General features: G+C 68.3%; 17 protein-coding genes. 12 read left to right on the top strand and 5 right to left on the bottom strand.

Annotated elements, in window-relative coordinates:
- The first annotated feature begins 1 nt into the window (after position 1).
- The 6 genes from IE302_RS09145 to IE302_RS09120 all read left to right on the top strand — a co-directional run bounded on the left by IE302_RS09145 (position 2) and on the right by IE302_RS09120 (position 6,292).
- Complete coding sequence (locus IE302_RS09145; RefSeq protein WP_191253776.1) at positions 2 to 838, top strand: SDR family oxidoreductase; 837 nt, start codon at positions 2 to 4, stop codon at positions 836 to 838.
- Complete coding sequence (locus IE302_RS09140) at positions 835 to 1,476, top strand: TetR/AcrR family transcriptional regulator (protein WP_191253774.1); 642 nt, start codon at positions 835 to 837, stop codon at positions 1,474 to 1,476. The genes IE302_RS09145 and IE302_RS09140 overlap by 4 nt, the downstream gene beginning before the upstream one ends.
- 87 nt (positions 1,477 to 1,563) lie before the next feature.
- On the top strand, positions 1,564 to 1,833 hold the full coding sequence (locus IE302_RS09135; protein ID WP_005152108.1) for a hypothetical protein: 270 nt from the start codon (positions 1,564 to 1,566) through the stop codon (positions 1,831 to 1,833).
- Between the two features lie 123 nt (positions 1,834 to 1,956).
- The gene (locus tag IE302_RS09130; protein ID WP_229907689.1) at positions 1,957 to 2,496 is read left to right on the top strand and encodes a hypothetical protein; all 540 of its coding nucleotides are present in this window, start codon (positions 1,957 to 1,959) and stop codon (positions 2,494 to 2,496) included.
- Between the two features lie 222 nt (positions 2,497 to 2,718).
- Positions 2,719 to 4,704, top strand: a complete 1,986-nt coding sequence (locus IE302_RS09125) for a CobW-like GTP-binding protein (protein ID WP_229907688.1) — start codon at positions 2,719 to 2,721, stop codon at positions 4,702 to 4,704.
- 19 nt (positions 4,705 to 4,723) lie between these two features.
- Positions 4,724 to 6,292, top strand: a complete 1,569-nt coding sequence (locus IE302_RS09120) for a type 1 periplasmic-binding domain-containing protein (RefSeq protein ID WP_229907687.1) — start codon at positions 4,724 to 4,726, stop codon at positions 6,290 to 6,292.
- A 92-nt stretch (positions 6,293 to 6,384) separates the two neighbouring features.
- Here the strand turns inward: IE302_RS09120 and IE302_RS09115 are convergent, their stop codons facing one another.
- Positions 6,385 to 7,335, bottom strand: a complete 951-nt coding sequence (locus IE302_RS09115) for a chitinase (protein WP_191253771.1) — start codon at positions 7,333 to 7,335, stop codon at positions 6,385 to 6,387.
- A gap of 229 nt (positions 7,336 to 7,564) precedes the next feature.
- On the opposite strand from IE302_RS09115, the gene IE302_RS09110 reads away from it, so the two are divergent.
- Complete coding sequence (locus tag IE302_RS09110) at positions 7,565 to 8,830, top strand: GGDEF domain-containing protein (protein ID WP_229907686.1); 1,266 nt, start codon at positions 7,565 to 7,567, stop codon at positions 8,828 to 8,830.
- Here the strand turns inward: IE302_RS09110 and IE302_RS09105 are convergent.
- The gene (locus IE302_RS09105) at positions 8,827 to 9,291 is read right to left on the bottom strand and encodes a nucleoside deaminase (protein WP_191253769.1); all 465 of its coding nucleotides are present in this window, start codon (positions 9,289 to 9,291) and stop codon (positions 8,827 to 8,829) included. The two genes, IE302_RS09110 and IE302_RS09105, sit on opposite strands and share 4 nt — an antisense overlap.
- Before the next feature lie 580 nt (positions 9,292 to 9,871).
- On the opposite strand from IE302_RS09105, the gene IE302_RS09100 reads away from it, so the two are divergent.
- Positions 9,872 to 10,831 (top strand): helix-turn-helix transcriptional regulator, encoded by a 960-nt coding sequence (locus tag IE302_RS09100; protein ID WP_191253767.1) that lies wholly within the window; start codon positions 9,872 to 9,874, stop codon positions 10,829 to 10,831.
- On the opposite strand, the gene IE302_RS09095 is transcribed toward IE302_RS09100, so the two are convergent.
- Both IE302_RS09095 and IE302_RS09090 read right to left on the bottom strand, forming a co-directional pair.
- Positions 10,790 to 12,175 (bottom strand): MFS transporter, encoded by a 1,386-nt coding sequence (locus tag IE302_RS09095; RefSeq protein WP_191253765.1) that lies wholly within the window; start codon positions 12,173 to 12,175, stop codon positions 10,790 to 10,792. The two genes, IE302_RS09100 and IE302_RS09095, sit on opposite strands and share 42 nt — an antisense overlap.
- Positions 12,176 to 12,333: 158 nt before the next feature.
- Positions 12,334 to 12,948: a TetR/AcrR family transcriptional regulator gene (locus IE302_RS09090; protein ID WP_191253763.1), complete on the bottom strand. Its 615-nt coding sequence runs from the start codon at positions 12,946 to 12,948 to the stop codon at positions 12,334 to 12,336.
- 138 nt (positions 12,949 to 13,086) lie between these two features.
- Between IE302_RS09090 and IE302_RS09085 the strand changes: the two genes are divergently transcribed.
- Positions 13,087 to 13,839 (top strand): SDR family oxidoreductase, encoded by a 753-nt coding sequence (locus IE302_RS09085; RefSeq protein ID WP_191253761.1) that lies wholly within the window; start codon positions 13,087 to 13,089, stop codon positions 13,837 to 13,839.
- A complete protein-coding gene (locus tag IE302_RS09080) occupies positions 13,836 to 14,630 on the top strand; it encodes an SDR family oxidoreductase (protein WP_191253759.1) in 795 nt (264 codons plus the stop codon). The genes IE302_RS09085 and IE302_RS09080 overlap by 4 nt, the downstream gene beginning before the upstream one ends.
- Here the strand turns inward: IE302_RS09080 and IE302_RS09075 are convergent.
- Positions 14,617 to 15,111, bottom strand: coding sequence for a beta-class carbonic anhydrase (locus IE302_RS09075; protein ID WP_191254724.1), 495 nt, complete (start codon positions 15,109 to 15,111; stop codon positions 14,617 to 14,619). The two genes, IE302_RS09080 and IE302_RS09075, sit on opposite strands and share 14 nt — an antisense overlap.
- Before the next feature lie 235 nt (positions 15,112 to 15,346).
- Between IE302_RS09075 and IE302_RS09070 the strand changes: the two genes are divergently transcribed.
- Together IE302_RS09070 and IE302_RS09065 are read left to right on the top strand one after the other, a co-directional pair.
- Positions 15,347 to 15,682, top strand: coding sequence for a hypothetical protein (locus tag IE302_RS09070; RefSeq protein WP_191253757.1), 336 nt, complete (start codon positions 15,347 to 15,349; stop codon positions 15,680 to 15,682).
- Positions 15,683 to 16,201: 519 nt separating this feature from the next.
- Positions 16,202 to 16,867 (top strand): helix-turn-helix transcriptional regulator, encoded by a 666-nt coding sequence (locus IE302_RS09065; protein ID WP_191253755.1) that lies wholly within the window; start codon positions 16,202 to 16,204, stop codon positions 16,865 to 16,867.
- The last annotated feature ends 409 nt before the right edge of the window (positions 16,868 to 17,276 follow it).

The raw sequence follows: 17,276 nt of genomic DNA, 5'->3' as shown, positions 1-17,276 counted from the left end.
TATGAGCACGCTGCACGGAAAGACGATCATCATCTCCGGTGGCAGCCGCGGGATCGGCGAGGCCATCGCGGTCCGTGCCGCCCGGGACGGGGCGAACATCGCCCTGCTGGCCAAGACCGCCGAGCCGCACCCGAAACTGCCGGGAACGCTCTACACCGCGGCGAAGGCGATCGAGGACGCCGGAGGGCAGGCGCTGCCGATCGTCGGTGACGTCCGCGACGACACGTCGGTCGAGGCCGCGATCGCGCGGACCGCGGAGCAGTTCGGCGGCATCGACATCGTGCTCAACAACGCCAGCGCGATCGACCTGACGCCGACCGAAGCGGTCAGCATGAAGCGTTACGACCTGATGCAGGACATCAACGCGCGCGGGTCGTTCCTGCTGTCGAAACTCGCCATCCCGTACCTGAAACAGGCGGAGAACGCGCACATCCTGACGCTGTCGCCGCCGATCAGCCTCGACGAGAAGTGGTTCAAGGCCGGGCATCTCGCGTACAGCATCGCGAAGTACTCGATGAGCCTGGTGACCGTCGGGCTCGCCGCGGAACTGCGGCAGTACGGGATCGCGGCGAATTCGCTGTGGCCGCGCACCACGATCGACACCGCGGCGATCCGCAACGTCGTCGGTGCCGAACTCGCGGCGAAATCGCGGACGCCGGAGATCATGGCGGACGCGGCGCACGCGATCCTCACCAAACCGAGCACCGAAGCGACGGGGAATTTCTACCTCGACGACGAGGTGCTGGCCGCCGAGGGCGTCACGGACTTCTCGAAGTACCGCGTCGGCGGGAGCGAGGAAGACCTGCAGCTCGACTTCTGGGTCGAAGAGCGGCGATGATCCGCGAACCACAGCAGGAACGCAGCCGGACGACTCGGCGGCGGCTGGTCGAGGCCGCCGTCGGGACGATCGGGGAGCTGGGCTGGAACGGGACCACGGTCGCGGTCATCGCCGAACGCGCCGGTGTCTCGCGCGGTGCCGCCCAGCACCACTTCCCGACCAGGGAAGACCTGGTCGCGGCGGCGGTCGAGCACGTCGGCGAGATCCAGATCGTGGAACTGCGCGCGCGGGCGGCGGAGCTGCCGTCCGGGCGGTCCCGGATCGAACGGGCCGTCGACATGGTGCTCAACCTCTACAGCGGGCCGATGTTCCGCGCCGCGCTGCACCTGTGGGTCGCGGCCTCGACCGACGAAGCCCTGCGCGCCACCCTGGTGCCGCTGGAGGCGCGGGTCGGCCGGGAAGCACACCGGGTGACCGTCGAACTGCTCGGCGTCGACGAATCCCACCAGGGCGTCCGTGAGCTGGTCCAGGCCACTCTCGATCTTGCCCGCGGCCTGGGCCTGGCGAATCTGCTGACCGACGACACGAAGCGCCGCAAGCAGATCGTGGCCCAGTGGGCACGGGTCCTGGAGCCCACGCTGGCACTGGCGAAAAGCCAGAAGATCGAACGGAACCTGGATAATCCCGGGAACGTCTGAGATCTTGTTAACACTGATGGAGCAGCGACCGATAACACGGTGTAAGTGCTGCTGATTCGGGTAGCTGATCGAGAGAGGTCCAGTCCGGTGTCCGGTTCAGAGGTCGAACTGTCCCATCGAGCGATGGCGATGCTGCGAGCGGTCGCGGCCCGTCGTGCCGAGATGTCGTGCAGCTGCGAGCCGGACCTCTTCATCGACGGGTTCGCCTGTTGCGATCAGATGACCGCGCACGCCCTGGCCCACGGCGGGTACATCCGCCCCGCCGAGTCCACCGGGCTCTCGGCGGTCACCGGCCGGGTGCCCGCCGAACTGACCGAGGCCGGCGAAGCCGCCATCGCGGTCACCGCAGCGGCCTGACCCTTCACCGCACCGTCTGTCCGCAGTGGACGACGGCCGTTTACAACCGCCTCCCGCGTTCCTAGGATCCACCCCGGGTCGAGGCCGCCGAGTCGATCGGCGGACCGGGGTTGGGAGGTGCCGATGGCACGGACGGCTCGCCGCGAAGCCGGTGGGGACGCCCTGAGCGAGCTGATGCGGGCGGCCGGTGCCGTACCCCGTCGCCGGGGGCCGCGCGGGCCGAAGCACCGGGCTCCGATCACCGTCGGTCCTGGCAGCGGGAGGCTGCTGCGCATCTCGGCGCTTTCGGCGGGTGGTGTCGTCGTCGGTGGCCTGCTGGCCGTGCTGCTCACCCCGGCCGACTCGGCCGAGGTCGTCCCCGGGACACCGCTCCCACCGCCGTCGCTGACCATCGCCCCGCAGGCGATCGTGGTCCCGGACGACGCGGCGTCTTCACCCGTCCCGTCGGGACCCTCGGGCGGCAGTGTCGCGCCCCCGCCGCCGATGACCGCGTCGATCCACGGCTCGGAGACCCCGTCGCCCACCCCGGAGCCCGAGCCCGAAGAACGGCAGGATCCGCGCGCCGGCCATCACGATCACGACGAGTACTACGACTGGTACTACGGCGGCGGATATCCCGGTGGGTATCGGGGCGGCGGCCGTCAGCCGCACTGGGGCGGATAGCGCCGATCGGGTGAGCGGCGGTATCGCTCACCGCCGAAACAAAATTACGATTCTTACCGGATTTCGTCCTTTCGTGTCTGGTGTCATTGTTCCCGTGTCCCGGATCCGGCCGGGTACCTACGATGGTTCGCACTCTCTATTCCCTTCCCGGAGCACAGCTAGGGGCTGAACAGGAAAATGAGTGTGGACCGACATTCTCCCGCGGTGCGGTTCGCCCGGAGAATGCTGATCAATCGTGAGACCGGCAGGCCGTCGCGCCGTCAACCGGTGACACTGCTGCTCGGACCGGTCGGTTCGGGAAAGACCACGGCACTGGAGGCGATCCGCCGCGACCTGGGCTGGGGTGTCGTGCACGCCGGGTTCGATTTCGGGCAAGGCGGCAGAGCGAGCACGATCGACGTGCTCACGAAACTGGCCTACGGGTTGTCGGGCAAATGGCGAAATCGGCCGAAACCGCAGTTCGTTCGTTTCACCATTGCGCTGATCGCGGTACAGGCGGAACTTTCCGGGCGAAATCGTGACGAAGACCTGGCGCAACTGAAGGCATTGATCAACAGTTTCCACCGGATCATCTGGAAACCGGCGCTCGACAACGCGCTCGACACACTGGCCGAGACGGCGAAGGCGATCGGTCTCGTCGAACCTCCGTACGCGGAGTTGTTCCGGCAATTCTTCCCGCATCTGGTCCGGAACATCCGGCCGAGGCTCGGGAAGGCGCTGCGCTCGCTGGCCGACTTCCCCAACGCGGAGGGAAGACCCCCGTTCGACGCGCTGCTCGAACTCAACCGGCTCGCGCACGGCAGCGCCCGTGATGCCAAGGCGGTCACCGAATGGGTGATGGCGGCGTTCCTCGCCGACGTCCGGGAGAACCATCCACGGCTGGCCAAACCGGAGGAGAAGAGCCCGTGCGACTGCGACATCTCGCAGCAGCGCAAGCACCGGCACAACTGGGTGGTCGTGCTCGACGACGTGGACCACGCCGGCGGGACCGAGTTCCTCGCCGACCTGGTCGCCGCGCGGGAACGCTACGCGGTCCAGCATCCGAACGACCGCGACGCTCATGACGCGCTGCTGATCATCGCGACCAGCGGGCGATGGCAGGACGAGTGGGGCACCGCGTGGCTCGCGCCGTGGAAACCCGCGTCGGGAGCCCCGCCCGCCGTCCGGCCGATGGCGGAGTGCGAAGAGGCCTCGTACGAAGACTGGGCGAACCCGGGCAACGGCGCGCTCGATTCGCCCTATTACCCCATCCGGATCGCGCCGCAGCCGGTCGGGCGGATCGCGCGCTTGCTCGATTCCGGGGTGCGGAGCCCGAAGGTCACGCTCGCGCACCGGGCGACCGGTGGACTGCCGTCGGCCGTCGCGCAGCTCACGGAACGGCTGCGGGCGAGCGACGTGCGCGAAGGCGACCGCGACCTGCTCACCGCCGATCCCCGCGGCGAGCAGGACCCCTGTTACCGCAGGCTGGCCGGGCTGGGGCTGACCGATCACCTCGACGGCGTCCACCTCGACGATTTCGTGACGGCGGCGCCGTTCGCGACCGCGCCCTGGCTGATCCCGGACGCCGCGCAGAGCCGCATCGACCAGCCGCACGTCGGGCGGATCCTGACCGAACTGCGCACCTCGTTGTGGGTGACGGCGAAGAACTCGGCCGGGACGACCGAGGACCAGGCGGCCCTGCATCCGTGGATCGCCGCGAACCTGGTGTCCGCGCTGGCCCGGCGAGGCGACGGGGACGGGCCGACCTACACCGACCAGTTCAAGGCCCTGCGCGACGACCCGGACACCGCGCAGGACCCGGTGCGCCTCGCGTACTGCAACCTCGCGCTGGGAGACATCGGCGAGGTGGTCACCTTCTTCGAGGACGAGTTCAACCGGATCCCGCACGCGGAATGGATCGCGAAGCTCGAACTTGTCCTGAACGCGCCGGACGATCTGCCGCCGGGGCGGGACCACACGGAGCTGTACGACGAACTGGTGAATCTGGACAACGCGCGGTGCCCCACCGGCCGGTCCAAGATCCGCAACGACGTCGCCCGGCTCATCGCGGCGGGCTGGTTGACCGCCAACCCCTTCGCCGTCCGCGCGGAGAAACAGCGCGAAGCGATCGCGAACGCCTTCGCCGCGCTGGCCGCCACCTCGCACCAGCCCGACGTCGGCGCGCTCGTGTCGGCGAAGAAAGCCGCCGGCCGCGGCGAATTCCTCTGAACCCGAACGGAAGCCCGTCATGCCCTGGCTCGATTCGTTGAGAACCCGTATGTCCGAGGCCCGTGAACGAGCCGAGACGGGCCCGCCCGTCCGGCCCCATGGCTGGGCGCGCCGTTATCGCGCCCTGCTGCTCGCTCTCGTGGTCCTGCTGGCGGCGACCACGTTGGCGATCACCACGCCCTGGGAGTCGTGCGGCGCGGGGCTGCACACCGTGTCCGCGGACGAAGAGTCCGTCGGCTCGTCGTACGTCTGCGTCGGGCTGAACCTCGACTCCGGCCCCCTGCGGGACGACGACCCGCTCGATCCGCTGGAGAAGCTCATCAAGGGCCGCAACGAGTCGGCGGGCGACAACTTCAGGACCATCGTGGTACTGGAGAACCTGGCCCCCGATCCGAAGGTCGACAGCCAGCCGTTCCCGTTCGTGCGGCGTGAGGTCCAGGGCGCGATCACCGCCGCCTGGCCGAAGAACGGGCCGCCGGGGATCAAACTGCTCCTGGCCAACTACGGGAGCAACGCCGACCACTGGCGCGTCGTCGCCGACGAGATCGTCGCCGCGGCCGCCGCCCAGCGCATCGTGGCGGTCACCGACGTCGGCACCAGTTCGGAGAACAGCCGGGCCTTGGTGGCCGAGTTGTCCCGGCACGGCATCGCCACGATCGGCGCGACCGTCACCGCGGACAACATGAACACCGACCTGACGGGCGCGCGGATCGACAACTTCTTCCGCGTGGGCCCGACCAACACCGACGAGGCCCGTGCGGCCGCCGGGTACATCGCCGCGCACGGTTTCCAGCGGGTGATGCTGATCCAAGGCGCCGGCAAGGAGGACACCTACGCGACCACCCTCGCCGAGGCCTTCAAGAACTCGTCGAAGGTCCCGATCGTCTTCACGAAGACCTACGACGTCAAGCCGCTCGCCGACACCTCGCGCGAGGCGTACCTGCGGGGGCTGTTCAGCAGGTGGCACAACGACATCTGCGGCGCGAGACCCGATCTGATCTACTTCGCGGGCCGCGGTCTCGACCTCGGCGCCCTCGTGGCGGCGCTGGCGGGCGACGGCGCCTGCGAAGGGCTCGATTCGGTGACCGTGATGACCGGTGACGACGCGAGCACCCTCGCCGGGAAACCCTTGGAGCTCAACAAGGACATCAGCGTCCGGCTCCGCTACACGGCGCTCGCCTATCCCGACCAGTGGGATATGTTCACCGCCGATCCGGCGTATCCGACGTACAAGAAGAACCACGACAACTTCGTCGCCGAATTCACCGGCACCCACGGTTTTCCCAAGGGGGAGTTGTGGGACGGCGCCGCGATGATCGAACACGACGCCGTCGCGGCGGCGGTCGAGGCCGCGGTGCAGAACGTGTCGGCGGATCCGGTCTCGGTGGCGAACGTGGTGCGCAGCATCGACTGCAACTCGCCGGTGCCCGGCGCCACCGGGTTCATCGCGTTCGACCAGGCGACGGGGAACCAGCTCGACAAGGCGCTGCCGATCCTGTCCATCGATCCGGACGGTTCGGTGCATCCGGTCGACCTCGTCTGGTCGCGGGGACGGCCGCTGAACACCGCGCCGGACTGCGGCCGGTGAGGCTCTGAAGTACATGAAGGCCCCCTTCCTTGCGCCTATCGCAAGGAAGGGGGCCTTCATGTACTAGTGCTGACACCGGTGGGGAACGGAAGTCAGCCGGTGTAACCCGCCACGATCTTCGTGTAGTCGTACTTGCCCTGCGAGATCCCCGCGCAGTTGTTGCAGTCGCGGTTCACCGCCCAGAACGACAGGCGGGCGAGATGTTTGCTCGCCGCGTAGTCGCGGATCGCGCGGAAGTCGGCGACGCTGACGGTCTCGCCCGCCACATCGGTCTTCCCGTTCATCGACGAGAGCCCGCTGCGCCGGTAGGCGGCGTCGTCGCTCAGGCCGAAGGTGGACTTCACGGCGTTCTTCAGCCCGTCCACGGCACTGCGGGTCTTGCCGGCCATGTCACCGCCGCTGGAGAAGTCGAACGGCATGACCGACCACGCGTCGACGCCCGCGCCGAGCACCTTCGACTGGTTGATCAGCCGTTTCCCGGTCGCGTTGGGGCCGCCGACCTCGGTCGGGATGGTGATGACCACGCGCAGGCCGGGGTTCTTCTGCTTCGTGATCTTGACGGCGTTCAGGATCCGGTCCTGGACGGTGTAGTTCTCGAATTCGTCGGTGTTCTCGATGTCGAGGTCGATCGCCTTGAGCTTGTAGGCGTCGATGACCTTCTGGTACGCGCCGGCGAGGGCGGCGGGGGTGGTGCACTTCGTGCCGAGCTTCGTGCCGGACCAGCCGCCGAACGACGGGATGACGTCGCCGCCCTTGGCCCGGATGTTGTTGATCATGGTGGCGTCGGAGCCGGTGAGCGAACGGCTGCCGTCCCACTTCGGGTTGCAGCCGCCGTCGGAGAGGATGAACGCGAGGGTGAAGGCCTTGACGCCGGTGGCGTTCATCGCCGCGATCGGGTCCGTCTGTCCCGACCACTGGTACAGATACGGCGAGGCGAGCACCGCGTCCGGTGCCGCCGAGGCGACGGGGGCGAGGCCGACGGCCGTGGCGAGAGCGGCGCCGACGGTGGTGGCCAGTGTTGCCCAGCGTCGTAGGGATTTCATAGGTCCTCCAACTGGTACGCGCGCGGTGAGGCGCGCAGGTGTGGAGCACCTCCGTCTTGACGCGGCGTATCAACCGGGAGGTCACTGTGTGCTCCCTCACAGTGGACTAGACCATTGAGGACTGTCAAGAATTCACCGGCATTCCTGGCCGGAACGACCGACCTTAGTAGGGGGGTCATGACCCGGAAAGAGGATCGACACCACCGCCGGAACGGGCTAGTTTGCCGAAATGGTGGGGGACTCCCTGATGGCGACCGGAAGCCGAGGCCGGAGAGGCCGGCTCGCCGCACCGCGTCGGCTACTGGGGTCCTGGAGCCTGTGGGAACTACCCAGGCGGGGCCTCATCGGGTACCTGCTCCTCGTCGACGCCGCCGCCTTCGCCGCCACCGCCTACCTTTTCGTGCTGCGGCCGCCCGCGCCGTCGTCACTGCTCCCGTTTTCCGCTCTGCTGGCCGGAATGATCCTCAGCTCGGAGCTTTCGCGTTCCGTTGAGCGGTCCCGTGCCGACACCCGGCTCGGCGCCGGACTCGACGCCGCCTGGATCTTCGCGGGCGCGTTGCTGCTGCCGCCCGCGCTGGCCGCCCTGCTCGTCGTCGTCTCGGCGGGGTACCGCTGGTTCCGGATCCGGCGTGGAATCCCGCACCGTCAGGTGTTCGCGGCGTCCGCGACCATGCTGTCGGCGCTGGGCACCTCGATCATCCCGGTGTTACTGGGCGCGCCTCCGTTCGCCGACGCGACAAGGGATTTCGAAAGTTTCGCCCTGGTTTTCGCGACCGGGCTGGTGTTCTTGTCCGTCGACGCCGCGCTGGCCGCGCCGGCGGCGGAATTCGGGGCGGAGCCCTCGGGATTCGCCTTCGACGCGGCGATGGTCGCGTTCGGATTGCTGCTCGCGTGGTCGGCGGTGGACTGGCCGTTCGTCACCGTGGTACTCGCCGGTGCGCTCGTGGTGTTGCACCGGGCCGGGACGATGCGCGCGCTGCGCGGCCACGCGGGTACGGATTCCGGCACCGGGCTGCTGACCGCGTCGTCCTGGATGGACGGTGCGCGCACCCAATTCGACCTGCTTCGCGGCCGTGGCGCCGATCTTTCGCTGCTGATGCTCGACCTCGACCACTTCGCCCGGCTCAACGACCAGCACGGCAGGCACGTCGGGGACGACGTTCTCCGCGCCGTGGCGGACACTTTGCGCGCGGAGGTCCGGGCGGCGGACCTGGTCGGCCGGTTCGGCGGCGAGGAGTTCGTCGTCCTGCTGCCCGGCACGAGCCGGTTCGACGCGCACGCCATCGCGGAACGGATCCGGCTGCGGATCTCCTCGACGTTCGTCTCATTGGGTGGGACGTTCGCCGGGGCGACCGTCTCGATCGGGGTCTCGTCGCATCCCGCCGGCGGCGAGACGCTCGACAGGCTCGTCGGCGCGGCGGATCAGGCGCTGCGCGCGGCCAAGGGGGCCGGGCGCAACCGGACCGTCGTGTTCGACGCCGAGGAGCCGGTCTAGTTCTCGGCCGGGACCCCGATGTCCTCGAACCACAGTTCCGGACGGTCCCGGATGAACTCGGTCATCAGCGCGGTGCACGCCGGGTCGTCGAGCAGGGTGATCTCGACGCCGTGCTCCTCGAGCCAGCCGTGCCCGCCTTCGAACGTGGCCGCCTCGCCGATGATCACCCGGCCGATGCCGAACTGGCGCACCAGTCCGCTGCAGTACCAGCAGGGGGACAGGGTGGTGACCATGATGGTGTCCCGGTAGTGCGGCCGCCTGCCCGCGTTCCGGAACGCGGAGGTCTCGGCGTGCATCGACGGGTCGCCGTCCTGGACCCGGCGGTTATGGCCGCGGCCGAGCAGGACGCCCGTGGTGTCGAAGAGCGCGGCGCCGATCGGGACGCCGCCCTCGGCCTTGCCGAGTTCGGCCTCTTCGCGGGCGACGGACAGCAGACGCGCGGGATCGATCACCCGGGTCACTTTACGGCCTCGTGAGTGGTGATTCGGGTACCGGCGCTTGCTCGCTTGAAGTACATGAAGGCCCCCTTGCTTGCGCCTGGCTCCGTGAAGGACCCCTTCATGTACTTGGGCCTGGCGTGAAGGTCGAGTTTCCTCGGCTGAGCCGCGTGAAGGGGGCCTTCACGCGCACCCGCTGTGGCGTGTGGGGTTTCTGGGGTTTTTGAGGTTCCTGAGGCGATGCGGCTGTCCGTGAAGGGCCCCTTCACGGACCGGCCCGCGATCGCGACCTGCTTCAGCCCCGCGCAGGCGGAAATCGCTCACGAGGACCTCTGCCCAATGCACTCCAAGAAGTGGTGTTGTGAAAGCCACCTTCGCAACCTTCAACGTTGTGAAGGTGGCCTTCACAACGCCCACCCTGCGGGAAGTACTTGAACTGCGGCAGCGGAGCGTTCGCGGCACTGGCTCCTACCTGGCCACGCTGGGTACAGGACCTCGTGAGTGGTAGGGACGGTTCTAACCATCCTTACCACTCGCGAGCACAATGCGGACCGGATCTGTCCGCGATGTCTGCCAGACTCACCGTCATGAAGCGAGCGAACCGATGACCACGGGCACGTCGGCGCGGCTGCTGAGGCTGCTCTCCCTGCTCCAGGCCCGGCGCGACTGGCCGGGCGCGGACCTGGCGGACCGGCTGCAGGTCGACGTCCGCACGGTCCGGCGTGACGTCGAGCGGCTGCGGGAGCTGGGCTACCCGGTGCACGCCACCCCCGGCGTCGCGGGCGGCTACCGGCTCGGCGCGGGGGCCGCGTTGCCGCCGCTGCTGCTGGACGACGACGAGGCCGTCGCGGTCGCCGTCGGGCTCCGCACGGCCGCCAACGGGACGATCTCGGGGATCGAGGAGACCTCGGTGCGCGCGCTCACGAAACTGGAGCAGGTGCTGCCCGCCCGGCTGCGGCACCGGGTGGCCGCGCTGAACACCGCGATGATCCCGCTCGGCGGCGCCGGTCCGGTCATCGACGCGGAGACGCTGACGGTCATCGCGTCCGCGTGCCGTGACCATCATCGGCTGCGGTTCGGTTACAGCGGCTACAACGGCGAGGTCAGCGAGCGCCGCGTCGAGCCGCTGCGCCTCGTGCACACCGGACGTCGCTGGTATCTCGTCGCGTTCGACCTCGACCGCGACGACTGGCGGACCTTCCGCGTCGACCGGATCGACGGCGTCCCGGACACCAGTTTCCGCTTCACACCGAGGGAACCGCCCGCCGAAGACCTCGCGGCCTACGTCTCCCGCGGGATCTCGTCGTCGCCGTATCCGCATCAGATGGTGCTGCGGGTGGACGCCCCGGCGGAAGCGCTCGCCGAATGGATGCCACCGACCGTCGGGACGATCGAGGCCATCGACGAGCGCACCAGCCGGGTCCGCGTCGGAGCCGCCAACCTTTCCACGGTGCCGTACTACTTCGCCCAATGGGACGTCGATTTCGTGGTGGAGGAGGCGTCGGACGAGCTCAAGGAGCGGCTACGGCTGGTCGCCGACCGCTTCACGCGAGCGATCCGCTGAGTCCGAAGTGGACTGTGCGGCGTGTTTGGCGCGCCGGGCCAGCAGGCCGATCGAGCCGAGCGAGATCAGCGCCAGCACGATGATGTAGAGCGAGACCGACATCGAGGTCCCGGTGGATTCGAGCAGCAGCACCATGATGAACGGCGCGAGCCCGCCGCCGACCACAGCGCTGATCTGGTACCCGAGCGAAGCGCCGGTGTAGCGCATCTCGGCGGTGAACAACTCGGCGAACAGCGCGGCCTGCGGGCCGTACATGATGCCGAGGAACATCGACCCGACGAACGAGGCGACCACGAGCAGCGGCAGCGAAGCCGTGTCGATCAGCAGGAACATCGGGATCGCCCAGAGCGCGATCCCGGCGGCGCCGAAGGTGTAGATCTTGAGCCTGCCGATCCGGTCGGACAGCTTCGCCGAAAGCGGGATGATCGCCAGCTGCAGCGTGCTGATCAGCAGGGTCGCGACGAGCACGGTCGTCCGCGACATCCCCAGATGGCGGGTGGTGTAGTCGAGGACGCCGTTGAGCAGGATGTAGAAGGTGGCGGTGTTGACCATGAACGAACCGCCTGCCAGCAGCACGGTGCCTTTGTGGTTACGCAGGACGTCGCGCAGCGGCGACTTGGCCCGGCCGCGTTCCTCGGCGGTGAGTTTCGCCGCCGCCCGGCGGTATTCCGGCGTTTCGTCGATCTTGACGTGCATGTACCAGGCCAGCCCGAGTACGAGGATGCCGACCAGGAAAGGGATCCGCCAGGCCCAGGTGAGGAAGTCCGACGGCGGCGCGACCTGAGCGGCGATCAGGAACACCGTGTTCGCCAGCACCACGCCGATCGGGACACCGAGCTGGACGAGACTGCCGTAGAGCCCGCGTTTGCCGGGCGGCGCGTACTCGGTGGCGAGCAGCATCGCGCCGCCCCACTGCGCGCCGACCGCGACACCCTGCACCAGCCGCAGCAGTACCAGGAGGATCGGCGCGGCGATGCCGATCGTGTCGTAGGTGGGGAGCACGCCGATCAGCGTCGTCGCCGCGCCCATCAGCGCGATCGCCAGTACCAGCACGGGTTTCCGGCCGCGTTTGTCGCCGAGGCTGCCCGCGATGATCCCGCCGAGCGGGCGGGCGAGGAAGCCGACCGCGAAGGTCGCGAACGAGGCGAGGACGCCGGCCGCCGCGTTGGTGGTGGGGAAGAAGGTCTTCCCGAACACCAGGGCGGCCGCGATCCCGAAGACGAAGTAGTCGTACCACTCGACCGAAGACGCGAGCGCCGCCGCGGTGGCGGCCCTTCTGCGCTGGGAAACGGTGATCGTCGGTTCAGCTGCTGTTCCGGGGACGTTCGGTGCGCTGTCGGCCATCGGTGTGCCCTTCGCTCGGCGCTGCTGCGGCGATGCAGTCCGGGCAAGTTAACAACCGCTTAGTATGTGGTCAACGTCTCAACGGGTAATTCTCGATACCGACCAGTTGGTATGTCACCCTGGTGGCGGTATCGCCGACGGAGGTCGATCAGTACTGGTCAGGAGAGTTTCGTGCCGAGCATGCGCAGCACCAGCTCGCTGTACTCCTGGCCCAGTTTCTTGGGGGTCTGGCGGGCGCGGTCGCTGTACCAGCGGGAGACGTCGACGCCGAGCGAGAGCACGGCCCGGGCGGCGGTGTGCGGGTCGCCGACGGTGAAGACGCCGGCCTGCGATCCTTCGGTGATGACCTCGCGCACGACCTGCTCGATGCGGCGGCGCAGCTTCGCGACGATCTCGAACTCCTCGTCCGGCAGCGCGTGCAGTTCGTACTGCACCACACGGGCCACGGTGTGCCGTCGCGCGTGCCAGGCCACGAAGTCCTCGACCAGCAGCCGGATCCGCTCGACCGGGTCGGTCTCGCGCGCCACGACGCTCTCGACCAGCGAGAGTGTCTGCTCGTGGCCGTACTTCGAGATCGCGAACAGCAGCGCGGCCTTGGACGGGAAGTGCACGTACAGCGCGGCGGGGCTCATGCCCGCCGCCGAGGCGATGTCCCGGGTCGTGGTCGCGTGATAGCCGCGCCGCGCGAAGGATTCGACCCCGGCCAGCATCAGCCGTCGTGCCGTCTCGGGCTGGACGTCGGGCCACAGTTCGGCCGACAGCGACATGGTCATCCGCAGATCCTCCCAGACGCTCGTACTCCGATGGTGGGCTTGACACCACCTTCGGACCTTTCCATTGTAAGTGAGCGCTCGCTTAGTGGCTGCGCTCGCCGGTGAACACTCGCAGGTGAACACAGAGGAGATCGAAGAGTGAACTCGTTCAAGGATCGCGTCGCGATCGTCACCGGGGCCAGCCGGGGTATCGGCCTCGGGATCGCCAAGGACCTGGTCGAGCGCGGGGCGAAGGTGTGCATCACCGCGCGCAAGCCGGAGCCGTTGGCCGAGGCGGTGGCCGAACTGGGCGGCGAGGCGGTCGCGATCGCCGTCCCCGGCAAGGCCGACGACACCGAGCACCAGAACGAGGCCGTCGCCAAGACGATCGAGACCTTCGGGCGGCTCGACATGCTGGTCAACAACACCGGTATCAACCCGGTGTTCGGGCCGACCCTGGACATCGACCCCGGGGCCGCCGCGAAGATCTTCGCCGTCAACGTGCTCGCGCCGCTCTCGTGGACCCGCCGGGCGCGCGACGCGTGGATGGGGGAGCACGGCGGCGCGGTGGTGAACGTCGCGTCCATCGCCGGGCTCGGCGCGTCGCCCGGGATCGGCATGTACGGCGTCAGCAAGGCCGCGCTGATCCGGCTCACCAAGGAACTCGGCTTCGAACTCGGCCCGAAGATCCGGGTGAACGCCGTCGCGCCGGCGGTGGTCAAGACCAAGTTCGCGACCGCGTTGTACGAAGGGCGCGAGGAAGAGGTCTCGGAGTCGTACCCGATGAAACGCCTCGGCGTCCCGGCGGACATCGCGGGCGCGGTGTCGTTCCTCCTCTCGGAGGAGTCGGGCTGGATCACCGGGCAGACGGTCGTCCTCGACGGCGGCGTGACGCTGGCGGGTGGCCTGTGACCGCGTCGTCCCCCTCGTTCTCCGGGTCCGGTGTCGTCGTCACCGGAGGTGGGGGCGGCATCGGCGCCGTCCTCGCCCGCCGGTTCGCCGCCGAGGGTGCGAGGGTCGTCGTCGGTGACCTGAACGGGGACGCCGCGGCCGAAGTCGCGAAGGAGATCGGCGGGACCGCCGTCGCCGGTGACGCCGCGAGCGAGGCCGGTGTCGCGTCGCTCATCGAGACCGCGCGCGAAGCCCTCGGAGAGATCGACGTCTTCTGCGCCAACGCCGGGATCGCGCCGATGGGCGGCGTGGACGCGCCCGAGGAGGACTGGGCGCGGATCTGGGACGTCAACGTGATGGCGCACGTGCGAGCGTCGCGGCTGTTGCTGCCGTCGTGGCTCGAGCGCGGCCGCGGGCACTTCATCTCGACGGTGTCGGCGGCGGGCCTGCTGACCAGCCTCGGTTCGGCGTCGTACTCGGTGACCAAACACGGCGCGCTCGCCTTCGCCGAATGGCTGTCGGCGACCTACCGGCATCGCGGGATCACCGTGCAGGCGATCTGCCCGCAGGGGGTGCGGACGGCGATGCTGGAGAACACCGGACCCGCGGGCGAACTGCTGATGGGCGCGTCGGCGATCCAGCCGGAGCAGGTCGCCGACGCGTTGTTCGAGGCCATCGCCGCCGAACGCTTCCTGGTGCTGCCGCATCCCGAGGTCGCGGACTACTACGCCGCGCGGGCCACGCAGACCGACCGCTGGCTCGGCGGGATGAACAAGCTGCAGCGGAAGGTGGAGCAGGTCATCGGCGAGTGACCTCGTTCAGTTTCCCGGTGGCCACGTCGAAGACGAAGCCGCGGACGGAATCCTTCTCGGGGATGAACGGGCTGTTCTTGATGCGTTCGATCGACTGACGGACGTCCTCGTCGAGGTCGCCGAACGCTTCGGCGGCCCAGGACGGCTTGACGCCGACGTCCTCCTGGATGGATTTCTTGAAACCGTCGTCGGTGAAAGTCAGCATTCCGCAGTCGGTGTGGTGGATGAGGATGATTTCGCGCGTGCCGAGCAGGCGCTGGCTGATCGCGAGGGAACGGATCTCGTCCTCGGTGACGACGCCGCCCGCGTTGCGGATCACGTGCGCTTCACCTTCCTGAAGGCCGAGGACGCCGTAGACGTTGATGCGGGCGTCCATGCAGGCGAGCACGGCGACGTGTTTGGCGGGCGGCAAGGGCAGCGGCCCGGAAAAGCGTGCGGCGTAATCGGCGTTGTTGGCCAGAAGCTCGTCGGTGACCGACATGGGTACCCCTTCCGATTGGCGTAGCGACGAGTGGACCGTCGGGATGCACGCATGCGCAACCGTGCCCATGAGCTGGGACCGGTTGCCGGTCTTGAAGTACATGAAGGCCCCCTTCCCTGCGCCAGGCGCAAGGAAGGGGGCCTTCATGTACTTGGGCGGGGTGCAACCAGGTTGATCTTGGTCGGGGATTCGGCCAGAGTGGTCGTGGGGTCTTGCTCGCGGTAAGGAAAACTCAATGGACAAGCGCTTCGTGCTCCGTGGTGCCGTGCTCGCCGCGACACTGGCGGGGTCGGTGCTCACCGCGGGCTCGGCGATGGCGAGTGCCGCGGCACCGTGCGCGGCCGGCGCGTCGGGTGACGTCGCGGCGGCTTCGTGCACGCCGTACCGCAAGGTGAGTGAGGGCTGGAGCAGCAAGACCTCCTGCAACCGCGCCGGCAACGAGGGTGCCCAGGCCGGCCGCTGGACCGGCTGGAACTGCAACCAGGCGCTGGCGGGCTGGGAGCTGTGGGTGCGCACCTGTACCGCGCTGGCCGCCGAAAAGGACGCGGTGACCACGCGCGAAACCGTCTGATTCCTGCGGGGCCGCCTCGGGGTGAAACACCCGGGGCGGCCCTGTCACTCTCCTGCGTCTACAATGGACGGTACGATTCCGGTCAAGCGATCGCTTCGAACGGTCGCTCGCGATTCGGTCGATCGATAGGCCGGGGCGGGCGTGTACCGATGACCGGTCACATGGTTCGCGGGGTGCCGCGAGATCTACCTTAAATCAATCTTAAGCATCGGCGGATTCGGTGCTATCTTGACTGAGCGAAAACGCGAGAGTTTCTTCACGCGGAATTCGCCTTTCGGTCCTCGTGGTGTGGGCCCGCGGTGGAGGTTCGGTCACCGAACCGGCCGCTGAGCTGAGGATTCTCCTGATGAGACCCCGATACCGAACCTTCGGTACGGCCTGTCCGCACGGTGGGTTCGGTGGCCACGAACTGCTCCGGAATTCGTTGACCCCGTCGACAGCCGGTTCGTAGTGTTTGCCGAGTCTTGGGCAGGGACGGCTTTGGTGGACACATATGGCTCAGGCAGAAGGGGGCTTTCCATGGCCGGCATCCGAACGATTTCCCCGATCGGCAAGCGTGCTTTCGACGCTGGTCGTACCGCGCGACCCGGAATCATCAGTGAATTCGTGGAAGTCGCCGACATGCCACTGGCGGCGCTCAGTGCCGGGCTGCGGCTCGGTGGCGGTAACGCCGCTTTCTATCGCTTGCTCGGCCGCCGTCCCGCCGACGTGCTCGGCGAATCGTTCCCCGAGCTCGTCACCACCGGTCCCGATCACCTGCGCGACCGGTTGAACCGGGTCGCCGAAGGCTGGGAGCAGCGGTTCCGCGGCAGCGTCACCGGACTCGGTTCCGGCGGTGCCGACAGGCTGACCATCATGGCGGGCCGGATGCGGGCGCCGGGGACGGCGATCCTGCTGACCATGCTCCCGGAGACGGGACCGGCCGTGGCCCGCGCCGAGCAGCTGGGCTCGGTCACCGACATCGAGGCGAAGATCCTCCAGGGGATCGCCAGCGGCCTGTCCAGTCTGGAGATGGCCGACAAGTTCTACCTCAGCCGCCAGGGGATCGACTACCACGTCGCCCGTCTGCAGCGGAAGTTCAAGGCGCGCAACCGGGTCGAACTGGTTTCGCGGGCCTTCGCCACCGGCCTCCTGGACTCGACGGCCTGGCCGCCGCGGGTGCCGGAGTCCCGGCGCGCGAGCTGATCGTCCGGGACTTGACGTGCGGGTGGCCGTGGCGTGACGTGCTCGTGCGGTTACGGTGCGGTCCCAGTGAACGGCCACCTCGGTTGCATGTATTTCGGCAGAATTCGTAATGTCTCGCGAGGGCATTTCGCTCGTTTGAGCGCTTGCGCCGGATGCTGACCGCGCTGGTCGGCCATCCGGCCGCAACCCCGGCGACGTCGCCGATTCACGCCCTGTTTCCTTCTTGTGGGACATCTGTCATTCTTCGTCGTGCCCGGGCTCGCGCGCCGAGGCGCACGGGCCCGCGGTGCTCCATGCTCGAAACCCCTCATCGACGAGTGGCCTGCTCATCTGAGCGCCTGGTATCCCTGTAGTGAGGGATAACCCTTATCGAGGTTGCACGCTCTATTCGGTAAGACGATCACACGAT

It is taken from the genome of Amycolatopsis oliviviridis, assembly GCF_014654365.1.
In the GTDB taxonomy this organism is placed as follows: domain Bacteria; phylum Actinomycetota; class Actinomycetes; order Mycobacteriales; family Pseudonocardiaceae; genus Amycolatopsis; species Amycolatopsis oliviviridis.
Note: the sequence above shows the minus strand (reverse complement) of the source record. Positions and strands in the feature narration are given on the sequence as shown.

Excerpts from the sequence above, each read along its gene's own strand:
- IE302_RS09125 (WP_229907688.1), top strand. The coding sequence starts at position 2,719 with ATGCTGATCAATCGTGAGACCGGCAGGCCGTCGCGCCGTCAACCGGTG.
- IE302_RS09115 (WP_191253771.1), bottom strand. The coding sequence starts at position 7,335 with ATGAAATCCCTACGACGCTGGGCAACACTGGCCACCACCGTCGGCGCC.
- IE302_RS09100 (WP_191253767.1), top strand. The coding sequence starts at position 9,872 with ATGACCACGGGCACGTCGGCGCGGCTGCTGAGGCTGCTCTCCCTGCTC.
- IE302_RS09145 (WP_191253776.1), top strand. The coding sequence starts at position 2 with ATGAGCACGCTGCACGGAAAGACGATCATCATCTCCGGTGGCAGCCGC.
- IE302_RS09095 (WP_191253765.1), bottom strand. The coding sequence starts at position 12,175 with ATGGCCGACAGCGCACCGAACGTCCCCGGAACAGCAGCTGAACCGACG.
- IE302_RS09110 (WP_229907686.1), top strand. The coding sequence starts at position 7,565 with ATGGTGGGGGACTCCCTGATGGCGACCGGAAGCCGAGGCCGGAGAGGC.
- IE302_RS09140 (WP_191253774.1), top strand. The coding sequence starts at position 835 with ATGATCCGCGAACCACAGCAGGAACGCAGCCGGACGACTCGGCGGCGG.
- IE302_RS09130 (WP_229907689.1), top strand. The coding sequence starts at position 1,957 with ATGGCACGGACGGCTCGCCGCGAAGCCGGTGGGGACGCCCTGAGCGAG.
- IE302_RS09120 (WP_229907687.1), top strand. The coding sequence starts at position 4,724 with ATGCCCTGGCTCGATTCGTTGAGAACCCGTATGTCCGAGGCCCGTGAA.
- IE302_RS09070 (WP_191253757.1), top strand. The coding sequence starts at position 15,347 with ATGGACAAGCGCTTCGTGCTCCGTGGTGCCGTGCTCGCCGCGACACTG.
- IE302_RS09090 (WP_191253763.1), bottom strand. The coding sequence starts at position 12,948 with ATGACCATGTCGCTGTCGGCCGAACTGTGGCCCGACGTCCAGCCCGAG.
- IE302_RS09075 (WP_191254724.1), bottom strand. The coding sequence starts at position 15,111 with ATGTCGGTCACCGACGAGCTTCTGGCCAACAACGCCGATTACGCCGCA.
- IE302_RS09065 (WP_191253755.1), top strand. The coding sequence starts at position 16,202 with ATGGCCGGCATCCGAACGATTTCCCCGATCGGCAAGCGTGCTTTCGAC.